The organism is Neisseria weixii (genome assembly GCF_042658245.1).
Taxonomy (GTDB): domain Bacteria; phylum Pseudomonadota; class Gammaproteobacteria; order Burkholderiales; family Neisseriaceae; genus Neisseria; species Neisseria weixii.
Window position 1 is genome coordinate 287,615 of sequence record NZ_JBHSPY010000001.1, and the last position, 21,966, is coordinate 309,580.

Genomic DNA, 21,966 nt, shown 5'->3' on the forward strand with positions numbered 1-21,966 from the left:
CGCCGAAAGTCGGTTTTGGCTACCACTGTTTTATACCTTCCTCTCATGCTTTAAGCGCGTGGCGGTCTTTTACCTCACGATTTATATTGTTAATCGACAATAAAACATCCGGCAATCATCGCCAGTGAGGACACGACCATGAGCCATTTCTTAGACCGATTGAAATTTTTCACCCAAAAGCACGAAACGTTTGCCAACGGCCACGGCGCCGTGACCACGGAAGACCGTAAGTGGGAAAATGCCTACCGCAGCCGCTGGGCGCACGATAAGGAAGTGCGCTCCACCCACGGCGTGAACTGTACCGGTTCATGCTCGTGGAAAATTTTCGTGAAAAACGGTTTGATTACTTGGGAAGTTCAGCAAACCGACTATCCGCGCACCCGCCCCGACCTGCCTAACCACGAACCGCGCGGATGCCCGCGTGGCGCTTCGTACAGCTGGTATGTGTATTCCGCCCAACGCGTGAAATATCCGATGCTGCGCGGTGTTTTGGCACAAATGTGGCGCGATGCCCGTCAAACCATGCCGCCGGTAGAAGCATGGGCATCGATTGTGGAAGACCCTGCCCGCGCCAAAGCCTATAAAACCCAACGCGGCTTGGGCGGTTTTGTGCGGTCGACTTGGGACGAAGCCTACGAATTGGTGGCCGCGGCCAATGCCTACACCATCAAGAACTATGGTCCCGACCGCGTAATCGGTTTCTCACCGATTCCGGCCATGTCGATGGTGAGCTATGCCGCCGGTGCGCGTTATCTGGGTTTAATCGGCGGTGTGCCGCTGTCTTTCTACGACTGGTATTGCGACTTACCGCCGGCCAGCCCGCAAACTTGGGGCGAACAAACCGACGTGGCCGAATCGGCCGATTGGTACAACGCCAACTATCTTTTGGTGTGGGGCTCCAACGTGCCGATGACGCGTACACCTGATGCCCACTTCTACACCGAAGTCCGCTACAAAGGTACCAAAACCGTGGCCGTGTCTTCCGATTACGGCGAAATGGCCAAGTTCGGCGACATCTGGCTGGCGCCGAAGCAAGGCACTGATGCGGCCTTGGCGATGGCGATGGGTCATGTGATTTTGAAAGAATTCCATGTCGACAAGCCGTCTGAATATTTCCAAGACTATGTCCGCCGCCTGACCGACATGCCGATGCTGGTGCGCCTGAAAGAAGACGGCCGAGGCTTCCAGCCGGAATATTTCCTGCGCGCTTCCGCCCTTGACGATAATTTCGGTGAACAAGAAAACCCCGATTGGAAAGTATTGGCTTGGGACGAACTTTCAGACGGCCTGATGGCACCCAACGGTTCGGTCGGCTTCCGCTGGGACGGCAGTCAAAAATGGAATCTGGAAACACGTGCGCAAGGTCAAGACGTAAAAGCCGCCCTGAGCCTGAAAGAGCGTGCCGATGAAGTGGTCAATGTCGGTTTTACCTATTTCGGCAGCGACAACGACGAGCTGATTTACCGCAAAGTGCCGGCCAAACGCATTCAATTGGCCGACGGCGGCAGCGCCTTGGTGGCGACCGTGTTCGACCTGATGATTGCCAACTACGGTGTCGATCACGGCTTGGATGACCCGAATGCCGCCAAAGATTACAGCGAAGACAAACCATACACCCCTGCTTGGCAGCAAAAACACACCGGCGTCGATCCGAAACTGGTGATTCAAGTGGCGCGCGAGTTTGCCCAAAACGCACACGATACCGAAGGCCGCTCGATGGTGATTCTCGGCGCGGGTCTGAACCACTGGTACCACATGGACATGAGCTACCGCGGCATCATCAACATGCTGATGATGTGCGGCTCGATCGGTAAATCCGGCGGTGGCTGGTGTCACTACGTGGGTCAGGAAAAACTGCGTCCGCAATCCGGCTGGACACCGCTGACTTTTGCCCTCGACTGGCAGCGTCCGGCCCGTCAGATGAACGGTACCTCTTTCTTCTATGCCCACACCAGCCAATGGCGGCATGAGAAATTGGGCGTGAACGAAATTCTGGCACCGGGCTTCAGCGACAGCATGCCGAATATGTCGATGATTGATTACAACGCCAAAGCCGAACGCATGGGCTGGCTGCCTTCTGCGCCGCAACTGACGCAAAACCCGCTCGATGTGGTGGATGCCGCCGAAGCTGCGGGCGTGAATCCGGCCGATTATGTGGTCAACGGCCTGAAAGACGGCAGCATCGACATGGCTTGTAACGATCCCGACAACCCGCTGAACTTCCCGCGCAACCTGTTTGTGTGGCGTTCGAATATTTTAGGCTCGTCCGGCAAAGGCCACGAGTATTTCCTGAAATACCTGCTCGGCACGCAAAACGCAGTATTGAGCGACGAAGAAGGCTGCATCACGCCGTCTGAAATCACCGTGCGCCCTGCTGCGGAAGGCAAACTCGATTTGCTGACCCTGCTCGATTTCCGCATGAACACGACTTGCCTCTACGCCGATGTGATTTTCCCAACGGCTACTTGGTATGAAAAAGACGATCTGAATACCTCCGACATGCACCCGTTCATCCATCCGCTGACCGAAGCGGTGCAGCCTTTGTGGCAAAGCAAATCCGACTGGGAAATCTACAAAGGTTTGGCGAAAAAATTCAGCGAAATAGCCAAAGATTATCTGGGTGTGCGCAAAGACATCGTGCTGACCCCGCTCATGCACGACAGCCCGCAGGAAATGGGGCAGCCGTTTGACCCGAAAGATTGGAAACACGGCGAATGCGAACCGATTCCGGGCAAAACCATGCCGGCCATGACCGTGATCGAGCGCGATTACGGTGCGGTATATGACAAATTCACCTCTATCGGTCCGTTGCTGGAAAAAATCAACAACAACGGTAAAGGTTTGGCATGGCAAACCGGCCATGAAGTGGAATTCCTGCGCAAACTCAACGGTACACGCAGCGAAGGCGTGGGCAAAGGCCAGCCGAAATTGGAAACCGCCATCGATGCCGCCGAAATGATTCTGACCTTGGCACCGGAAACCAACGGCCATGTATCGATGAAAGCTTGGCAGGCTCTGGGCAAAGCCACCGGACGCGACCACACGCATTTGATTGCGGCGAGCGAGCATACGCAAATCCGTTTCCGCGACATCGTCGCCCAGCCGCGCAAGATTGTGTCCTCACCGATTTGGTCGGGCGTGGAAAGCGAAGAAGTCTGCTACAACGCCGGTTACACCAATGTGCACGAACTGATTCCGTGGCGCACCATTACCGGCCGCCAACAGTTCTACCAAGACCATCATTGGATGCGTGCGTTTGGCGAGCATTTATGTGTGTACAAACCGCCGGTGGATTTCAAAACCACGCAGAAACTGTTGGGCAAATACCCCAACGGCAATCCGGAAATCACGCTTAATTTCCTGACACCGCACCAAAAATGGGGCATCCACTCCACCTATTCGGAAAACATCCGCATGTTGACGCTCTCGCGCGGCGGCCCGCATGTTTGGGTATCTGAAGCCGATGCCAAACGCGCCGGTTTGGTGGATAACGACTGGGTGGAAGTGTTCAACGCCAACGGCACCATCGCTTGCCGCGTGGTCGTGAGCCAGCGGATTCCGGAAACCATGATTCTGATGTATCACGCGCAGGAAAAAATCGTGCATACCCCTGCGGGCGAAGTATCGAAAAAGCGTGGCGGCATCCACAATTCCGTGACCCGCACCGTGTTGAAACCGACCCACATGATCGGCGGCTACGCCCAACAAGCTTACGGATTCAACTACTACGGCACCGTCGGCTCCAACCGCGATGAATGGGTGATTGTGCGCAAGATGAACAAAGTAGATTGGATGGACGATCCGGCCTGAGTTTCAGACGGCCTTAAACCAAGCTTCAAGGCCGTCTGAACACACTTCCTGCACGCAAACATACCCATAAAAAATCTTTCAGACGGCCTCTGAAAAGGCCGTCTGAAACATAAAACACAAGGAACACCATTATGAAAATCCGAGCGCAAATCGGCATGGTTTTGAATCTCGACAAATGTATCGGCTGCCACACCTGCTCCGTAACCTGCAAAAACGTCTGGACTTCACGCGACGGCGTCGAATACGCATGGTTCAACAACGTGGAAACCAAGCCCGGTATCGGCTTTCCGAAAAACTGGGAAGATCAGGAAAAATGGAACGGCGGCTGGGTGCGCAAACCCGACGGCAAACTGGTACCCAAACAAGGCGGCAAGCTGAAGATTCTGGCCAATATTTTCGCCAACCCGAACATGCCGCAAATCGACGATTACTACGAGCCGTTTACCTACGACTACGAGCATCTGCAAAATGCGCCGAAAATGAAAACGCCACCGACCGCACGCCCTGTTTCCGTGCTGACCGGCAAGAAAATGGACAAAGTCGAATGGGGCCCCAATTGGGAAGACGACTTGGGCGGCGAATTTGAAAAACGTGCCAAAGACGTATTGTTCGAAGGCATTCAAAAAGACATGCACGCCGCATTCGAGCAAACCTTCATGATGTATCTGCCGCGCCTGTGCGAACACTGCCTGAACCCGACCTGCGTGGCCTCCTGCCCGTCGGGCAGCATCTACAAGCGCGAAGACGACGGTATCGTATTAATCGACCAAGACAAATGCCGCGGCTGGCGCATGTGCGTGTCCGGCTGTCCGTACAAAAAAATCTACTACAACTGGACCAGCGGCAAAGCGGAAAAATGCACTTTCTGCTACCCGCGCATCGAAAACGGCCAACCGACCGTCTGCTCGGAAAGCTGTGTCGGCCGTATCCGCTATTTGGGTGTGCTGCTGTATGACGCCGACAAAATCGAACAAGCTGCTTCAGTAGAAAACCCTCAGGATTTGTATGAATCACAACTGGGTGTATTCCTGAATCCGAACGATCCCGAAGTGCAACGCCAAGCACTGGAACAAGGCATCAGCCAAAGCTGGCTTGACGCAGCCAAACGCTCGCCGGTGTACAAAATGGCGATGGAATGGAAAATCGCCTTCCCGCTGCACCCCGAGTACCGCACCCTGCCGATGGTTTGGTATGTACCGCCTTTGTCACCGATCCAATCAGCCATCGAAAACGGCTTGGTCGGCGAAAACGGCATTATTCCGAGCGTGGACGAAATGCGTATCCCGCTGCGCTATCTGGCCAACCTGCTCACTGCGGGCAAAATCGAGCCGATTAAAGATGCGCTCGAACGCATGATTGCCATGCGCCGCTTCAAACGCGGCCAAGTCGTGCACGGCGAAACGCTGGAGCAAACCTTAGACGGTACCGGCCTGACTCCTGCCCAAGTGGAAGAAATGTATCAAGTGATGGCGATTGCCAACTATGAAGACCGTTTCGTGATTCCGACCAGCCACAAAGAAATGGTGGAAGAAACCTTCAACGAAAAAGGCTGCGGCTTTACCTTCGGCAACGGCTGCTCGGGAGGCGAAAGCAACGAAAGCCTGTTCGGTAAACGCAAAGCCGCACCGATTGTGTTCCACGGTTTGCGCAAAGACAACGAGAAAAACCGGGAAGAAGGAGTGCACTGATGAGCAACCCTTTGGTTTACAAATGGCTTTCGTCCTTGATGTGTTACCCCGAGCAAGAACTGATTGATTTCCTGCCCGAGTTTCAGACGGCCTTGAACGAATGGCCTGAATTAAATCCGAAACGCGAAGCATTACAAGCCTTTTTGGATTATCTGGGCAACACGCCTTTGCGCGAATTGCAGGAATATTATGTGCTGAACTTCGACCGCAACCGCCATCAGGCGCTCTATCTCTTCGAACATGTGTATGGTGAAGACCGCGACCGCGGCAGCGCGATGGTGGATTTAATCGAAGAATACCGCCGCCACGGCTTTGAATTGGGCGATGAAGAATTGCCGGACTACCTGCCTGCGGTGTTGGAATTTCTGTCGTTTATTCCGGAAGCGGAAGCACAAAAAATCCTCGGCGATGCGGTACACGTGATTGCGCATATTGCCGGCAAACTCGAAACCGCCGATTCGCCTTATGCAGCGCTGCTGCAAGCCGCAGTGGCGCTGACGCCGGTCGAACCGAAAGCCTTAATCGAACCGCCGGTGCGCGACATGGACGAAGCCATGGAAATGTTCGGCCCCGATATGGCCGGCATTGAGCCTTTGTTGAAACCGGCCATCGAAACCGTACAGTTTTACCCCAAGGGCAGCCTTGGCGCATACCCTTAAAGGAGGATAAATCATGAATACCTTCAATCAATTTTTCTTCGGCATTTACCCGTATATCTGTCTGGCGGTATTTTTCCTGGGCAGCTTGGTCCGCTTTGACCGCGAGCAATATTCGTGGAAAAGCGATTCCAGCCAATTGCTGTTTCACGGCCAATTGCGCTTGGGCAGCATTTTGATGCACGTCGGCATTTTGGCAGTATTTTTCGGCCACTTGTTCGGCCTGCTGACCCCTCTATGGTTTTGGGATGCCATCGGTGTGAGCCACGGCGCAAAACAGGTGTTTGCGATGGTGATGGGCGGCGTGTTCGGGGTAATGGCGCTGGTCGGCCTGATTTTATTGATTTTGCGCCGTTTCAAAATCGACCGCATCAACGCCAACAGTTCTTGGCAGGATAAATTGGTGCTGGTTTGGCTCTTGATTACCTTGGTATTGGGCTTATGCACCATCTTTGTCAGCATGGGCCATCTCGACGGTCATGAAATGGTGAAACTCATGCACTGGGCGCAACACATCGTCACCTTCCGCGGTGATGCGGCGGCCTATCTGGCAGACGTGAATTTCCTCTTTAAGCTGCATATCTTCATGGGCATGACCTTCTTCTTCATTTTCCCGTTCACCCGTATGGTGCACGTTTGGAGCGGTTTTGCCAGCGTAGCTTATATCGGACGCGCATGGCAGTTGGTGCGCCGCCGTTAATCCCATCTTTCAGACGGCCTGTTTTGTGGTATGAGTTCAAGGATCAGGCCTCTTTGCAAGACTCGTATATTGCCGGAAACCTGCAATCCGTCATTCCCGCCTAGGCGAAAATCCGGATTCATCAGTTTCAGAAATACAGAGTTTATAAAGACAAAGCTCCGAATTCCCACCTACGCGGGAATGACGTGGATAGAGTTCTTGGTTTAAATTGGGGATTACCAAGATCTTTAGGCCGTCTGAAAACCAAATCTGAATTTGTATCAAACACTAAGAAAGGCAGGGGGACAATGGCCTCCGAAACGTATAAACGCTATTCCGTGCTGATTAGCAGCACTTTCGCATTCACCGTCTGCTTCATGATTTGGATGATGATGGCGGTGGTCGGCATTCCGGTAAAAAACGAATTGGGCTTGTCGGAAACCGAATTCGGTATTTTGGCGGCATTGCCAGTATTATCCGGCTCACTGATTCGCGTGCCGTTAGGCATTTGGACCGACCGTTACGGCGGCCGTATTGTGATGTTTGTGCTGATGATGTTGAGCGTGCCGGCTATTTTCCTGATGAAGTACGCCGATGCCTACTGGCAGTTTCTGATTATCGGCCTGATGATGGGTTTGGCCGGCGGTTCGTTTTCGGTCGGCACACCTTATGTCGCACGTTGGTTCCCGAAAGACCAGCAAGGCTTGGCAATGGGCGTGTTCGGTGCGGGTAATGCCGGTGCCGCGGTCAACAAATTCCTCGCTCCTGCCCTCATCGCTTACGGCACGTGGCATTTCGTGCCGACCGTTTACTCGGCAGTGATGCTGGGTACGGCGATTTTGTTCTGGTTCACCAGTTACCACGATCCGAAACATTTGGTGTCTTCCAACACCAGCCTCAAACAGCAATTGCTGCTGCTGAAAGATCCGGGCGTATTGCGTTACAGCCAATATTATTCGGTGGTATTCGGCGGTTATGTCGGTTTGTCGCTGTGGATGACCAAATACTACATCGACGAATACGGTTTGAGTATTCAGACGGCTGCGTTTTTAGCTGCCTGCTTCTCGCTGCCGGGTGGTGTGCTGCGCGCGTTGGGCGGGTATCTTTCCGACAAATACGGTGCCTATAAGGTGACTTGGGGCGTGATGTGGGTATTATGGGTATGTTTTTTCATCTTGTCTTACCCACAAACCGAAATGGTGATTCAGACGGCCAATGGCCCGATAAGCATGAGCATAGGTTTAAATGTAACCATATTTACCCTATTGATGTTTGCTGCCGGCATTGCGATGGCGGTGGGTAAAGCATCGGTATTCAAATTCGTGGCTAATGACTACCCCGACAACATCGGCGCAGTTTCCGGCGCGGTCGGCTTGGCCGGCGGCATGGGCGGTTTCTTACTGCCTATTATGTTCGGCGCGCTTTTAGATTTGACGGGTATCCGCTCGACAGCGTTCATGCTGCTTTACGGTACGGTGTGTATTTCGCTGATTTGGATGCACTTCTCGTTCAAAGGCAAACGCCAAGAATAAACCTTTTAAGTAAGGCCGTCTGAACGATTATCTTCTCTTTCAGACGGCCTTTGTCAAAATATCATAAGGAGCAACGCGATGTCGCGTTTAATTCAAGACTGGCGGCCGGAAGATTCTGATTTCTGGCAAAACAGCGGCAAGAAAACCGCTTCCCGCAATTTATGGATTTCCATTCCTGCGCTGATGCTGGCATTTGCCATTTGGCAGGTGTGGAGCGTGGCGGTGATTAATCTGCCGTCTATCGGTTTCCAATTCAATGAAAACCAACTCTTCTGGCTGGCGGCCATGCCGGCTTTGTCGGGCGCGACCTTGCGCATTTTTTACTCGTTTTTAGTGCCGATTTTCGGTGGCCGCCGTTGGACGGCGATTTCCACCGCCAGCCTGCTCTTGCCCGCCGTCGGTTTGGGGCTGGCCGTACAAAATCCCGACACCAGCTACACCACCATGCTGATTTTGGCTTTACTGTGCGGCTTTGGCGGCGGCAATTTCTCATCCAGCATGGCCAATATCAGTTTCTTCTACCCGAAAGCGGAAAAAGGCACGGCCATGGGTTTAAACGCAGGTTTGGGCAACTTGGGCGTATCAGTGGCGCAGTTTCTCGTGCCGCTGGTGATTACCGCCGCGTTGTTCGGCAACTTGGGCGGCGAACCGCAGACCTGGGTCAAAGACGGCGTAACCAAACAGATCTGGCTGCAAAACGCGGGCTTCGTCTGGGTACCGTTTATTATCTTGTCGACCATAGTCGCCTGGTTCGGCATGAACGATTTGGCCAGCGCGAAAGCCAGCTTCAAAGATCAGGCGGTGATTTTCAAGCGCAAACACAACTGGATTATGTGCATCATTTATTTGGGCACGTTCGGCTCGTTTTTGGGCTTTGCCGCCGGTTTCCCGCTCTTGACCAAAAGCCAGTTTACCGGCGTCGATCCGGTGAAATACGCCTTTATCGGCCCTTTGGTCGGCGCGCTGGTGCGGCCTTTCGGCGGCTGGTTGTCGGATAAAATCCAAAGCGGCGCGAAAATCACACAATGGGTGTTTGTCGGCATGATTATCGCCGTATTCGGAGTATTGTTTTTCCTGCCCGTCAACGGACAGGGCGGCAATTTCTGGGGCTTCTTCGCCTGCTTCATCGCCCTCTTTGCGCTGACCGGCATCGGCAACGGCTCAACCTTCATGCAGATTCCGATTATCTTCTTGATTCAGCAGCAGCGTTTGGCCGAACAAGGTATCATCAGCCGCGAACAAGCCTTAATCAACGCGGGTAAAGAAGGCGCGGCGGTGGCCGGTTTTACCGGTGCGTTTGCGGCTTACGGCGGCTTTTTCATCCCCAAAAGCTACGGCACATCCATCGCGCTTACCGGCAGCGTCAACATGGCTTTATACGGATTTATCGCGTTTTACGTCATTTGTCTGTTGCTGAATTGGTGGTATTACACCCGTGCGCAAGCGGAAGTGAAATGCTAGTCCAGTCATGTTTTTCAGACGGCCTTATGCACAGGCCGTCTGAAAATGATAAGATAGTGGGAAGTATCTGATCAATGACGAAATATGTTCCCACAACGCCTTTCCACCCGTTTGAAATTGTTGACGCTGCTGTGGCTGGTTGCAGCTACCGCGTCAATTGTATTGACGCTGGTTTTGTCGTGGCGTTTGGAAGGCGGTGCCGCCGCCATCAACGACACCGGCAGTCTGCGTATGCAGACTTACCGTTTGGGTCTGCTGCTGGAAAGCCGTGCACCGCAATCGAAAATCGACCGTTACATTGAAGATTTCGACCAAACACTTGCCAATTTGAGCAACGGCGTGCCCGAACGGCCGCTGTTTCTGCCTAATGACAAAGACGTGCAAGCCAATCTGGCTACTTTGAAGCACACTTGGGCTAACGATATCAAACCGTGGTTTCAAACCATTTCAGCTGAACGTTTGGCTTTCAATCGCAGTAAAATCCCACCTTTTATCCAATCCATCGATACTTTGGCTAAGTCGATTGAAATCGTCAACAACCAATACATCAATAAATTACGCCTTTTCCAATTAATGTTGCTGTGCATGGTATGCATAAGCTCGATCATTATGGTTTTACTGCTTTACCGCTGGATTATTCTCCCGCTGACCCATCTTCAAAACGGCGTGACTGCCATTCACGACGGCCAATTCGGCAAGCAAGTACCGATTGAAAATGTGACCGAATTTGCCGAAGTCGACCACGGCTTCAACCAAATGAGCACCCGTCTGCACAACCTTTACCAAAACTTAGAACAGCAGGTCGCGGATAAAACCCGCGATTTAGCACAGAAAAACCATACACTGGAAACGCTTTACTATTTCAGCCATTTATTGAGCCAAGCGCAGACCGTTGCCGAAGCTTCGGAAGGCTTCCTGAATAAAATCATGGATATGATTCCCGCCCAAGCAGGCAGCATCCGTCTGATTGATTTCCAGCGCAAACGCATGGATTTGATTACCCACCGCGGCCTACCGGAAAACCTCCAAACCGCCGAAGCCTGCCGCAAATTGGAAAAATGCACCTGCGGCGAAGCTGTAAACCAATCCGGCCGTCAAACGGTCAACTTCTACAAAACGCCGCCGCAAAATCACGAGGTGGCCGAGCCATTGTGCAGCCAATCGGGTTTTCACTTTTTACGCGTATTTAAAATCAGCAGCAACGGTGTGGATTTGGGCATGATGACGCTATACTTCAATCATGCCGGCGCAGACAACGGCGATGATCATTTGCTCGAATCCCTTTGCCAACAATTGGGCATCACCGTGAGCAATTTACGTTTGGGTATTGAAAATCGCCAATTGGCCGTTTTGCAAGAGCGTAATCTGATTGCGCAAGGGCTGCACGACAGCATTGCCCAAACACTGACCTTTTTAAACCTGCAAATCCAAATGCTCGACAAAGCCTTGAAAAAATCCGGCTTGAATCAAGATGCCAGGGTCAATGAAAAGCTGCAATTCATCAAAGAAGGCGTGCGGGAATGCTATGAAGACGTACGTGAATTATTATTAAACTTCCGCACTAAAATCACCCACAACGAATTCAACGATGCAGTTGAACGTTTGATTGCCCGCTTCCGACAGCAAACACAAATCGACACCGTCACCGACTGGCAGGACAACGGCCCGCTGTTGACCTCCGAGCAGCAATTGCAGTTTATCTTCATTTTGCAGGAAAGCCTGTCGAATATCCGCAAACACGCGCAGGCGACACAGGTCAACGTTTCATTCCATAATCAAGACGATTTTGAAATGAAAATCGAAGACAACGGCTGCGGCTTTGATACCGCCGATTTAAATGATTTTGCCGAAAACGGACACGTCGGGCTAAATATCATGTTTGAGCGCGCGCAACGTATCCATGCTGATTTAAATGTAGCGTCCCAACCCGGCAATACCGCGATTTCACTGCTACTACCGAAAAAAGAAAGAATTTTAGAATGAGTACAAGCATTGTTTTAATTGACGATCACACGCTGTTTCGACGCGGTATCAAATCCGTGTTGGGTGAAGCGGATTTTGAAATCATCGGTGAGGCCGAAGACGGTTTGAGCGGTGTGAAATTGGTTGAACAGGTTCACCCCGATGTGGTGCTGTTGGATTTGGATATGCCGGTGATGAACGGCCGCGAAGCGCTCGGTCAAATCCTCAGCAGCAACCCGTCACAAAAAGTGGTGATGCTCACCGTGTCGGAAGACAGCGACGATTTAATCGAATGTATGAAATTGGGTGCGCAAGGCTTTTTACTGAAAAACATCGATGCCGACTTTCTCATCAGTGCCATCACCAAAGCCGCCAACGGCGACAGCGTGTTCTCACCAGAAATGACCGCACATCTGGTACAATCACTCATCAATCCGGCGCAGGCAAATACCCCTAATGCACTTGAGTCCCTCACTCCGCGTGAATTGGAAACCTTAAAATATCTCGCCATCGGCCACAGTAATAAAGTTATTGCCAAGCATTTGAATCTGGCCGAGTCCACCATCAAGGCTTATGTGCAAAGCATCTTGAGAAAACTTAATTTAAACAGCCGAGTTCAAGCCGCCGTTTATGCCACACAGCATAATTTGGTTTCCGAAACCGATAAACAGCATAAAGACCGAAGCCTTTGCAAAACTTCATGACCCACCAATAAAAACCAAAGCACCGTCATTCCCGCGCAGGCGGGAAGCCATTTTTGAGCATGGCAAACTATTGAATAAAATAAGTTTCTGAAATTTTAAGATGGATTCCCGCCTGCGCGGGAATGACGTCGGTTCTTTGTTCAGTGGCTTTTCAGGGAGTTTTTTTTGGGGGGGTGGGGGCGTAGAAAACCCTAGCGTTGTTGACACTTTTGTTTTCTTGCTTAAAGACCCATTTCGGAATTTTTGAGTGCTGCCAAGAATGCCGACAGGCACGGCAACGCCATATGGTTCTTGATAATGCTCAAAAATCCTAAAACAATCATTCGGGCAAAAAATAAAAGCTGTTTTGCATAAAAAGTGTAAACAATGCGGCTATTTCTTACATCAAAGGCCGTCTGAATATTCAGACGGCCTTTGCCTATATTGAATCTACAGTATTAATAACGTGCAGGAATGGTACCCATACGGCGTTTCAATGAAGTTTCTGGCTCATTAAACAATGACGCATAGTAAGTCGCATTGGTCATCACTTTTTTCACATAATCGCGCGTTTCACTGAAGGGAATGGTTTCAGCGTAAATCGCGCCTTCCAGAGGCGTTGAAGCCTGCCATCTGCGTGCCCGGCTCGGGCCGGCGTTATAACCGGCGGTTGCCAATACTTCGTTGTTTTGCAGATTGCGGCGGGCATCGGCCATGTACCATGTACCCATGCGTATGTTGCCGTCCATGGTGTAGAGTTCGCTGCTGCTCATGCCGATTTTACCGGCGATTTCGCGGGCGGTGGCGGGCATCACCTGCATCAAGCCCTGTGCACCTACATGCGATTGTGCACCCAATACAAAGCGGCTTTCCTGACGAATCAAACCATAAACCCAAGCCGGATCTACGCCCACTTGATTGGCGTAACGCACGGTGGTGTCTTTAAACGGCGACAAATAGCGCAAATTGTAATTCAGCTTATTATCGGTGCGGTCGGCGGTGTTGATGGCCATGTCGTAAAACTGGTTGTCATAAGCCACTTGGGCGGCGGTAAGCAGATTGTCTTCGCTGAAACCGCGTGTGGCATAGCGCCATTCCGCCTGTGCCTGACGGCGCATTTTGCTGTCGCCGTTGGCTTGGCTGGTTTTAAACAAAGTCAAAGCACGGTCGATGGCACCGTCTTTCGCCATACGGCTGACATCCCTGCGGCTGGCTTGGCTGACGTTGCTTTTGGTATTGATGCGGCGGCCGAGTTCTTCGGTTGCCAACACGGCGTAGAAATTGCGGCCGGAAGCGGCGGCTTGTTCATACAACGATTTTGCGCGTACGCTGTTGCCCTGTGCGGCATAGCTGCGTGCCAACCAATATTGCCAAGCCGGCGATTGTTGCAACTTGACCGGCATGTCTTGAATCACATTGGCCAATTCGTTCCAACGTTGCAGACGCAAAGCGGCACGGGAATACCATTCCCATTGCTCGTCAGTCAACTGGCTGCGGTCGGTCACTCGGCTGTAGTAGCTCAATGCGGCGGCCATGTTTTGGCTGTAGGCATGATACTGTCCCAATACTGCCCAGGCGAAGCTGCTTTGTGCGCGGGTCAGGCTGCCTTCCATGGCCGACAGATTGACCGCGGCAGAAGACGATTTGCGCGCTTCACTGCCGATTACCGACAGCAGACGGTATTCCTGCATGCCCTGCGCCCCGCTCTCAAACGGGCTGCCCAATGCGGCGGCCAAATTGCGCGCATCGGTGATTTGATTGTTGCTTAACAACCCGCGTACCCGGCGCCAAGCGCCATCGCTTTTCAGACGGCCTGAGGCGGCTGCGGCCTGAACCAATAAAGTACAGCCTTGCGGCAAGCGGGCGGTTTCGCGCACCAAATCAGCAGCTTTGGCATAATTGCCGCTGCTCAAATCAGCATAGCATTCCACTTCTTGAGAACGGCCTGCCGCTTCTAATTTTTTGTATTCTTGTTGGAACACCGGCCACTGACCGCGTGCGCCTAAACTTTTCAACCACTCATTGCGCACGGTTTCCGCCATGGCACTGTTGCCGGCTTGTGCCAAATATTGCTGCGCCCATGCGTCATCACCGCGTTTGGCGGCGTTTAATGCGCTTTCATATTGGCTGAAATCAGATAAAATTTTCGATTGGCTGTCGGCACGGCGTGACGGAATCGATGCCGGCGACTGACTCTCTGCGCGTGACTCCCGGGTCACGGTCGGTTTGCTGCTTTGCGAAGCGCAGGCAGCCAATACGGCCAATGCCATTGCGCTCAGCGACAGGGTAAATGTGCGTTGTACGTTCATGTCGTCTTTCTTTATCAGATCTTCAGGTATGATTTATTATCGGTATAGTTGCAGCATTCTAAATGATTTATGGCAAATATCCGAATTGCAAACTGATATTTACATTTTTTGCCGGGTTGAATACCACAATAGTAAGGCCGTCTGAAAAGCGTATGGCTTTTCAGACGGCCTTTTGCCCGTTACCGTTTACATAATTACATGCAGCCCTCGTTTTGACACAATGTAAACAGCGGCACACCAGCATCACGAATTTTCTTACCCCCGGTCAAATCGGTAAATTCCAAAATTGCCGCTGCTTCGATCACGTTACCGCCGAGCTTGCGAATCAATTCTACACCGGCCAACATAGTGCCGCCGGTCGCCACCAAATCATCCACCAGTAACACGCGTGCACCGGGTTTAATCGCATCGGTGTGGATTTCCACCGTCGCTTCGCCGTATTCCAATGCATAGCTTTGCGACACAGTGTCAAACGGCAATTTGCCTTTTTTGCGAATCGGCACAAAACCCACATTCAATTGATAAGCCAAGGCTGCGCCGATAATGAAACCGCGGGCATCCAAGCCGGCCACTACGTCGATTTTCTGGCCCATATAGCGGTAAACCAACAAATCCACCAGCAGACGAAAATACTCCGCACTTTGCAAAACCGGCGTAATATCATGAAACAAAATACCTTTTTGCGGCCAGTTTTCAATTTTACGGATTTTTTCCGCCAAGGCATCAACGCCCATCACTTCAGGATGAATCAACATGCTTAATTTTCCAAGATTGAATATTTTTAACACCATATTGTAACAAATTTATGCTGTCGGTGTTGAGGCCGTCTGAACATCCAAATCCGCTAGGCATTGTGTTATAATTTCTTGAAAATATCCCATGGCAAAACATCATGCAACACAATAAAAACGGCAATATTTTCATCATCTCCGCCGCTTCCGGTACCGGCAAGACCACTTTGGTTTCCCGCCTGTTGAAAAACAACAGTGATTTACGCGTCTCGATTTCCCACACTACCCGCCAGCCGCGCGAAGGCGAACAACACGGTGTGCATTATCATTTTGTTCCCAAAGAAGAATTTGAATCTTTAATCGCACAAAAAGCCTTTCTGGAACACGCCAATGTGTTCGGCAATTACTACGGTACGAGCATCGCCGCAGTCAATCAATTGAGCGAACAAGGCTTTGATGTGATTTTGGAAATCGACGTACAAGGCGCCGAACAAGTGCGCCGTGCATTGCCGGAATCTGTCAGCATCTTCATTCTGCCACCGTCGTTTGACATCTTGGCAGGCCGCCTGAAAAGCCGCGCGAGCGACAGCGAAGAAGTCATCGCCACCCGCTTGGCTGAAGCACGTCATGAAATCGAGCAAGCTTTTGATTTTGATTACATTGTAGTCAATGAAGACTTAGATGCTGCCGAAGCCGATTTGCTGCACATCATCAAGTCAGGCCGTCTGAAAAAATCCGCCCAACAAGGTTTTCTCACAAACCTGTTGGAAAATTCTTAAAAAACAGCGAAAATACGCTATCCGATTTATTTTTTGAAAGAAAGCAATATGGCACGTATCACCACCGAAGACTGCACCCCGAAAATTCCCAACCACTTCGATTTGACCTTGGTTGCCGCCCGCCGCGCACGCCAATTGGAAAACGGCAACCAACCTTTGGTTGACGACATCCGCAACAACAAACCGACCGTGACCGCATTACGCGAAGTAGCCGCCGGCCAAATCGGCGTGGAATTGCTGTCTCGCAACAAATAACACTTGCGCCGCCGCCAAGGCCAAGCAACCATTCAACCGCGCTTCCATGCGCGGTTGTTTACCCACTTCACTTTGACATAACAATATGGCAAGCCTTATTTTTTTATTCCGCAACAGCCTGCCGATAATATTTACCGCTTCTTGAATCACCTGATAACACCCCCACCATTCAAGTTATCCAACTCGAGAGAGGCCGTCTGAATATGTCCGCCCCCCTACCTACCGCTCCCTATGATGCGCTGACAGCCGAAGCCCGCGAATTACTCTTTAAAACGGCATCCTATCTCAGCAAAAAAGAACAGACACAGCTTGAAAAAGCCGTGGCCTACGCTTTTCACGCCCACGAGGGCCAAACCCGCAAAAGTGGCGAGCCTTACATCACCCACCCGATTGCCGTGGCTACCCAATTAGCCGTTTGGCACATGGATGTGCAAGGCTTGTGCGCCGGCGTAATGCATGATGTCTTAGAAGACACCGGCGTATCCAAAGTCGAAATGGCGGCAGAATTCGGTGAAACCATTGCCGAAATGGTAGACGGCTTGTCCAAGCTGGAAAAACTCAAATTCGAAGATCACGAAGAGCATCAGGCCGAAAGCTTCCGCAAGCTGATTCTCGCCATGACCAAAGACGTGCGCGTCATCATCATCAAGCTTGCCGACCGCCTGCACAATATGCGCACGCTTGGCTCGATGCGCCCCGACAAACGCCGCCGCATCGCCAGAGAAACACTCGATATCTACGCCCAAATCGCCAACCGCATCGGCTTAAACAATGCCTATCAGGAATTGCAGGATTTATCGTTCCAAAACCTGCATCCGAAGCGCTACGAAACGCTGCAAAAAGCGATGGACAACAGCCGCAAAAACCGCCGCGACGTAGTCGGTAAAGTATTACGCGCATTCAGCCACCGCTTGATCAATGCCAACATCGAAGCCAAAATCAAAGGCCGTGAGAAAAACCTTTACAGCATTCACCAAAAAATGCTGCAAAAGAAACTGCGTTTTGCCGACGTGATGGACATTTACGCCTTTCGCGTCATCGTCAACAGCATGCCGGCCTGTTACGCCGCCTTGGGCGCGTTACACAATCTCTATAAGCCCAAACCCGGCCGTTTCAAAGACTACATCGCCATTCCGAAAAGCAACGGTTACCAAAGTTTGCACACCACGCTGGTCGGCCCTTACGGTTTGCCGATTGAAGTGCAAATCCGCACGCACGAAATGGATGCCGTTGCCGAAGGCGGTGTAGCCGGCCACTGGATCTACAAATCGGGTGAAAACACCATCGATCAAGCCATGTTACACACCAACCAATGGCTTAAGAGCATTCTCGATCTGCAGGCCAGCAGCGCCAATGCGATTGAATTTCTGGAACATGTCAAAGTCGACCTATTCCCGAACGAAGTTTATATCCTGACCCCAAAAGGCAAAATCCTTACCCTGCCTAAAGGTTCGACCCCGATTGACTTCGCTTATGCCGTGCACACCGACATCGGCCACAAAACCGTTGCCGCACGCATCAACAACACCATGATGCCTTTACGCACCAAGCTGAAAACCGGTAACTCGGTCGAAATCATTACATCCGAGCACGCCAAACCGAATCCGGCATGGCTCAATTTCGCCGTATCCAGCCGCGCCCGCAGCGCCATCCGCCAATACATCAAAACCATGAACCGCCATGACGCGGTTGTATTGGGTGAAAACCTGCTGCAAAAAGCCCTGTCCAGCCTTTTGCCAAAAGATGTCTTGATTTCAGACGACCTCAAAGAAAAATATTTGAACGATTTGAGCGACAAGAAAACCTCGTTTGAAGAAGTGTTATACAACGTCGGCATGGGCAATACCCAGCCCGTTTCCGTAGCCATGCACATTGCCGACCTCGCAGGCCAACACTTCGGCAGCGAAGTCAAACTGAGCCCGATCAAAGTCAACGGCCAAGAAACCGGCCGCGTGCATTTGGCCGAATGCTGCCACCCGGTCGCAGGCGATGCTGTCCGTGCCTTGTTGGTGCAAGGCAAAGGCATGATTATCCACCGCGATACCTGTAGCGTGTTGCTCAAATCCGATCCGGAGCAGCAACTAGATGCCGATTGGGACAGCCTCAACAATCAAAGCTACCGCCTCAGCCTCAACATCCAATCGGAAGACACTCACGGCCTGTTGGCACAGATGGCACAAGCCATTTCCAGCTCCGGCGCCGACATCGAATCGGTCAATACCCCTTCCTCCAACCGTGCCGGCAGCGAAGGCTTTGTCGAATTCGGCTTCATCATCAAGGCCAAAGATTTGGCTCAGGTCAACCAAATCATTCACAAGCTGCATACCATTCCGCATGTGCGTAAAGTGATTCGCGGTTAAGCGTTAATCTACCATTTCAGGCGTCTGAAAAATTTCAGACGGCCTGTTTTTATAACTTTAAACACCCTATCCCGTCACTCCAAAATGACACAACGCCTCTTAAAATCCCTTACCCAAACTTGACACAAGAAAGCAATTTATAAGATAATCTCGGAATTGTTTCCAGTCTTTTACCCAAATATTTTTACCCAAATATAAAGACCCCTATCCGGCACCAAGCCGACTTGTTAGGAGGTGATGTTTACATCACGGCGCGTATCCCGCCAGCTTGTTTATAAGCACCAGCGATACAGACAAACCCCTATTGATAAAGGCCGTCTGAAACCAACTTAAATCAATCTTTTCAGACTGCCGTAAACTTAAAGAATTTTGAAGGAAATAACATGCCTGCAATCCGTGTAAAAGAGAATGAACCATTTGAAGTTGCCATGCGTCGTTTCAAACGCGCCGTAGAAAAAACCGGCCTGCTGACTGAACTGCGCGCCCGTGAAGCTTACGAAAAACCAACTACCGAACGCAAACGCAAAAAAGCTGCTGCTGCCAAACGCTTGCAAAAACGTCTGCGCAGCCAACAACTGCCTCCTAAAATGTACTAATACGGGCGCAATCCCGTATCTGAGCAAGACACACCGTAAGGCCGAATGCCCTACGGTGTTTTTGCCTTTATAAATCCATTATAATACTGTCATTAGCTAGATTGTCTGCAATCCCACGGAGCCCGTCATGAGCCTGAAAACCCAGATTACCGAAGACATGAAAACCGCGATGAAAGCCAAAGACCAATTGTCTTTGAGCACCATCCGCCTGATTAATGCCGCTGTCAAACAATACGAAGTCGATGAACGCATCGAAGCCGATGATGAAAAAGTCATTGCCATTCTGACCAAAATGGTCAAACAGCGCAAAGACAGCGCCAAAATTTACGCCGAAGCCGACCGCTACGATTTGGCACAAAAAGAAATCGACGAAATCGAAGTGCTCAACCGTTATCTGCCGCAAATGATGAGCGAAGAAGAAATCAAAACCGCCGTCGATACCGTCATCACCATGACCGGCGCTACCTGTATGGCCGATATGGGCAAAGTCATGGGCGTCTTGAAAACCCAGCTTGCCGGTAAAGCCGATATGGGCGAAGTCAATAAAATCTTAAAAGCCGCCCTGACCGCCGAATAAAAATCAAAGGTATGAGGCCATCTGAATTTTTTCAGATGGCCTCATACCCCCTAATCAAACCTATTAAGCTGCTTGCGCATTAACCGCCCCATGATACCTTCCGATTTCATAGACGAACTTCTCGCCAAAGTCGATATCGTAGATATTATCGACGAGCAGGTGCCGCTCAAAAAAGGCGGGGCCAACTATATGGCGTGCTGTCCGTTTCACAAAGAAAAATCGCCGTCGTTTTCAGTGAGTCCGAGCAAGCAGTTTTACCATTGCTTCGGCTGCGGGGCGCACGGTTCGGCCATCGGTTTTATCATGGAATATCAGGGCTTGTCGTTTACCGAAGCGGTACAATATCTGGCCGACCGGGTGGGCATGGCCGTGCCGAAAGTGCGCGGGCAAAACGACAACCCCGAAGTGCGTGCCGAGCGCAAGAAAAAGCAGCAAACCTTAGAAGAAACCACCGCTTCCGCCGCTTCGTTTTACGCGCAGCAGCTTAAATTTCAAAAAACGGCGCAGGATTATCTGGCCGGACGCGGTTTGAGTGCAGAAATCATCGCCCACTATGGCTTGGGCTACGCGCCCGACGGCTGGCAGCCGCTGGCGCAAGTATTCCAACCCTACCCCAATACCGCCTTGGTCGACAGCGGCATGGTCATCGACAACGAAGGCAAGCATTACGACCGTTTCCGCCACCGCATTATGTTTCCGATTCGCGACCAACGCGGTCAGGTTATCGGCTTCGGCGCGCGCGTGTTGGACGATTCCAAACCGAAATACCTCAATTCGCCCGATACACCTTTGTTCGACAAAGGCCGCAACCTTTACGGCTTATACGAAGGCCGCGCGGCGATTAAAGATGCCGGCCGAATCCTGGTCGTCGAAGGTTATATGGACGTGGTCGCTTTGGCGCAATTCGGCATCGGCTACGGCGTAGCATCGCTCGGCACCTCCACCACCGCCGACCATGTAAAAATCTTGATGCGGCAGGCCGACAGCATTTATTTCTGCTTCGACGGCGATGCCGCCGGTAAAAAAGCCGCATGGCGCGCACTGGAAAATGCCCTGCCGCAGTTGAAAGACGATAAATCGCTGCATTTTCTGTTTCTGCCCGAAGAACACGACCCCGACAGCTACATCCGCGCGTTTGGCAAAACCCAATTTGAAGATGCCCTGCTCCATCAAAGCAAACCTTTGTCGGAATATTTTTGGCAACATCTTTCAGACGGCCTCAACCTGAATACGCAGGAAGGAAAAGCGGAATTGGTGAAAACCGCCTCGCCGCTGTTGGCGCAAATCACCGCGCCCGCGCTGAACTTTTTATTGAAACAGACACTCAGTGAATTGGTCGGCATCGATCCGGCCAATTTGGCGCAACTGCTCGGCCAAGAATCGCCCAAGCGCCATGTGAAGCAAAAAAGCTACAAACTGCCGCAAGAAACCCTCAAGCGACCGGTGATGCTCACTTTGGTGCAACGACAAATCCGCAGCGTCTTGATAAATCCGAATTGGGCTTCATATATAGACTTGCCGGAATATCTCCCGCTGGAAGGCGATTTTGCCTGCTTAGCCAACCTAGCCGAGACCATCAAAAGCTTTGCCCAGCCGCCCAGCAGCGCACAGATTTTAGAGCATATGCGCGGCTCCCCCTATGAAGCCGCGTTGAACCAAATCTTCCAATCAACCCGTCATGCCGATGACGAAGTGGCGGAAGACAACGAAGAAGCCTACCAAGCCGAATGCGAGAATTTCAAAATTGGCATGAAAAAGCTGTTAAATGAGTTAAAATACAGCCAAATTGAATCACTCAAACAAAAAAACCTGCAAAATGGTTTGAATGATTATGAAAAGAAACTTTTGGTATCCTTATTGATGTCAAAAGCAAATTAACTCTGAATTC

General features: G+C 51.4%; 16 protein-coding genes. 14 read left to right on the forward strand and 2 right to left on the reverse strand.

Annotated features, from left to right (window positions below; genetic code table 11):
• Positions 1-138: 138 nt before the first annotated feature.
• The 8 genes from ACFPVS_RS01575 (at position 139) to ACFPVS_RS01610 (ending at position 12,492) form a co-directional block, all read left to right on the forward strand.
• Positions 139-3,810 (forward strand): nitrate reductase subunit alpha, encoded by a 3,672-nt coding sequence (locus ACFPVS_RS01575; RefSeq protein WP_096294761.1) that lies wholly within the window; start codon positions 139-141, stop codon positions 3,808-3,810.
• Between the two features lie 131 nt (positions 3,811-3,941).
• Complete coding sequence (gene narH / locus ACFPVS_RS01580; protein ID WP_096294760.1) at positions 3,942-5,498, forward strand: nitrate reductase subunit beta; 1,557 nt, start codon at positions 3,942-3,944, stop codon at positions 5,496-5,498.
• Positions 5,498-6,157, forward strand: coding sequence for a nitrate reductase molybdenum cofactor assembly chaperone (gene narJ, locus ACFPVS_RS01585; protein ID WP_378595217.1), 660 nt, complete (start codon positions 5,498-5,500; stop codon positions 6,155-6,157). The genes narH and narJ overlap by 1 nt, the downstream gene beginning before the upstream one ends.
• A 13-nt stretch (positions 6,158-6,170) precedes the next feature.
• Positions 6,171-6,854: a respiratory nitrate reductase subunit gamma gene (narI, locus tag ACFPVS_RS01590; protein ID WP_123803795.1), complete on the forward strand. Its 684-nt coding sequence runs from the start codon at positions 6,171-6,173 to the stop codon at positions 6,852-6,854.
• 287 nt (positions 6,855-7,141) lie between these two features.
• A complete protein-coding gene (locus ACFPVS_RS01595; protein ID WP_096294758.1) occupies positions 7,142-8,365 on the forward strand; it encodes an MFS transporter in 1,224 nt (407 codons plus the stop codon).
• Positions 8,366-8,443: 78 nt separating this feature from the next.
• Positions 8,444-9,826 carry a NarK family nitrate/nitrite MFS transporter gene (locus ACFPVS_RS01600; protein WP_096294757.1) on the forward strand — a complete coding sequence of 461 codons (1,383 nt, stop codon included), beginning with the start codon at positions 8,444-8,446 and terminating at the stop codon, positions 9,824-9,826.
• A gap of 84 nt (positions 9,827-9,910) precedes the next feature.
• Positions 9,911-11,809, forward strand: coding sequence for a type IV pili methyl-accepting chemotaxis transducer N-terminal domain-containing protein (locus ACFPVS_RS01605; RefSeq protein WP_378595220.1), 1,899 nt, complete (start codon positions 9,911-9,913; stop codon positions 11,807-11,809).
• A complete protein-coding gene (locus ACFPVS_RS01610; RefSeq protein WP_096294756.1) occupies positions 11,806-12,492 on the forward strand; it encodes a response regulator in 687 nt (228 codons plus the stop codon). The genes ACFPVS_RS01605 and ACFPVS_RS01610 overlap by 4 nt, the downstream gene beginning before the upstream one ends.
• A 437-nt stretch (positions 12,493-12,929) precedes the next feature.
• Here ACFPVS_RS01610 and ACFPVS_RS01615 read toward each other — a convergent pair whose 3' ends face one another.
• Both ACFPVS_RS01615 and ACFPVS_RS01620 read right to left on the reverse strand, forming a co-directional pair.
• Positions 12,930-14,780, reverse strand: coding sequence for a lytic transglycosylase domain-containing protein (locus ACFPVS_RS01615; protein WP_378595223.1), 1,851 nt, complete (start codon positions 14,778-14,780; stop codon positions 12,930-12,932).
• A gap of 194 nt (positions 14,781-14,974) precedes the next feature.
• Positions 14,975-15,571: an adenine phosphoribosyltransferase gene (locus ACFPVS_RS01620; protein ID WP_198345331.1), complete on the reverse strand. Its 597-nt coding sequence runs from the start codon at positions 15,569-15,571 to the stop codon at positions 14,975-14,977.
• Positions 15,572-15,672: 101 nt separating this feature from the next.
• Between ACFPVS_RS01620 and gmk the strand changes: the two genes are divergently transcribed.
• The 6 genes from gmk to dnaG all read left to right on the forward strand — a co-directional run bounded on the left by gmk (position 15,673) and on the right by dnaG (position 21,956).
• Positions 15,673-16,290, forward strand: a complete 618-nt coding sequence (gene gmk / locus ACFPVS_RS01625; RefSeq protein WP_096294755.1) for a guanylate kinase — start codon at positions 15,673-15,675, stop codon at positions 16,288-16,290.
• Positions 16,291-16,338: 48 nt separating this feature from the next.
• Positions 16,339-16,545: a DNA-directed RNA polymerase subunit omega gene (gene rpoZ / locus ACFPVS_RS01630; RefSeq protein ID WP_095502195.1), complete on the forward strand. Its 207-nt coding sequence runs from the start codon at positions 16,339-16,341 to the stop codon at positions 16,543-16,545.
• A 203-nt stretch (positions 16,546-16,748) separates the two neighbouring features.
• The gene (locus ACFPVS_RS01635) at positions 16,749-18,905 is read left to right on the forward strand and encodes a RelA/SpoT family protein (protein WP_096294754.1); all 2,157 of its coding nucleotides are present in this window, start codon (positions 16,749-16,751) and stop codon (positions 18,903-18,905) included.
• 383 nt (positions 18,906-19,288) lie between these two features.
• Positions 19,289-19,501, forward strand: a complete 213-nt coding sequence (gene rpsU / locus ACFPVS_RS01640) for a 30S ribosomal protein S21 (protein WP_003680926.1) — start codon at positions 19,289-19,291, stop codon at positions 19,499-19,501.
• 127 nt (positions 19,502-19,628) lie between these two features.
• Complete coding sequence (locus ACFPVS_RS01645) at positions 19,629-20,078, forward strand: GatB/YqeY domain-containing protein (RefSeq protein ID WP_096294753.1); 450 nt, start codon at positions 19,629-19,631, stop codon at positions 20,076-20,078.
• A gap of 90 nt (positions 20,079-20,168) precedes the next feature.
• On the forward strand, positions 20,169-21,956 hold the full coding sequence (dnaG, locus tag ACFPVS_RS01650; RefSeq protein ID WP_378595227.1) for a DNA primase: 1,788 nt from the start codon (positions 20,169-20,171) through the stop codon (positions 21,954-21,956).
• The last annotated feature ends 10 nt before the right edge of the window (positions 21,957-21,966 follow it).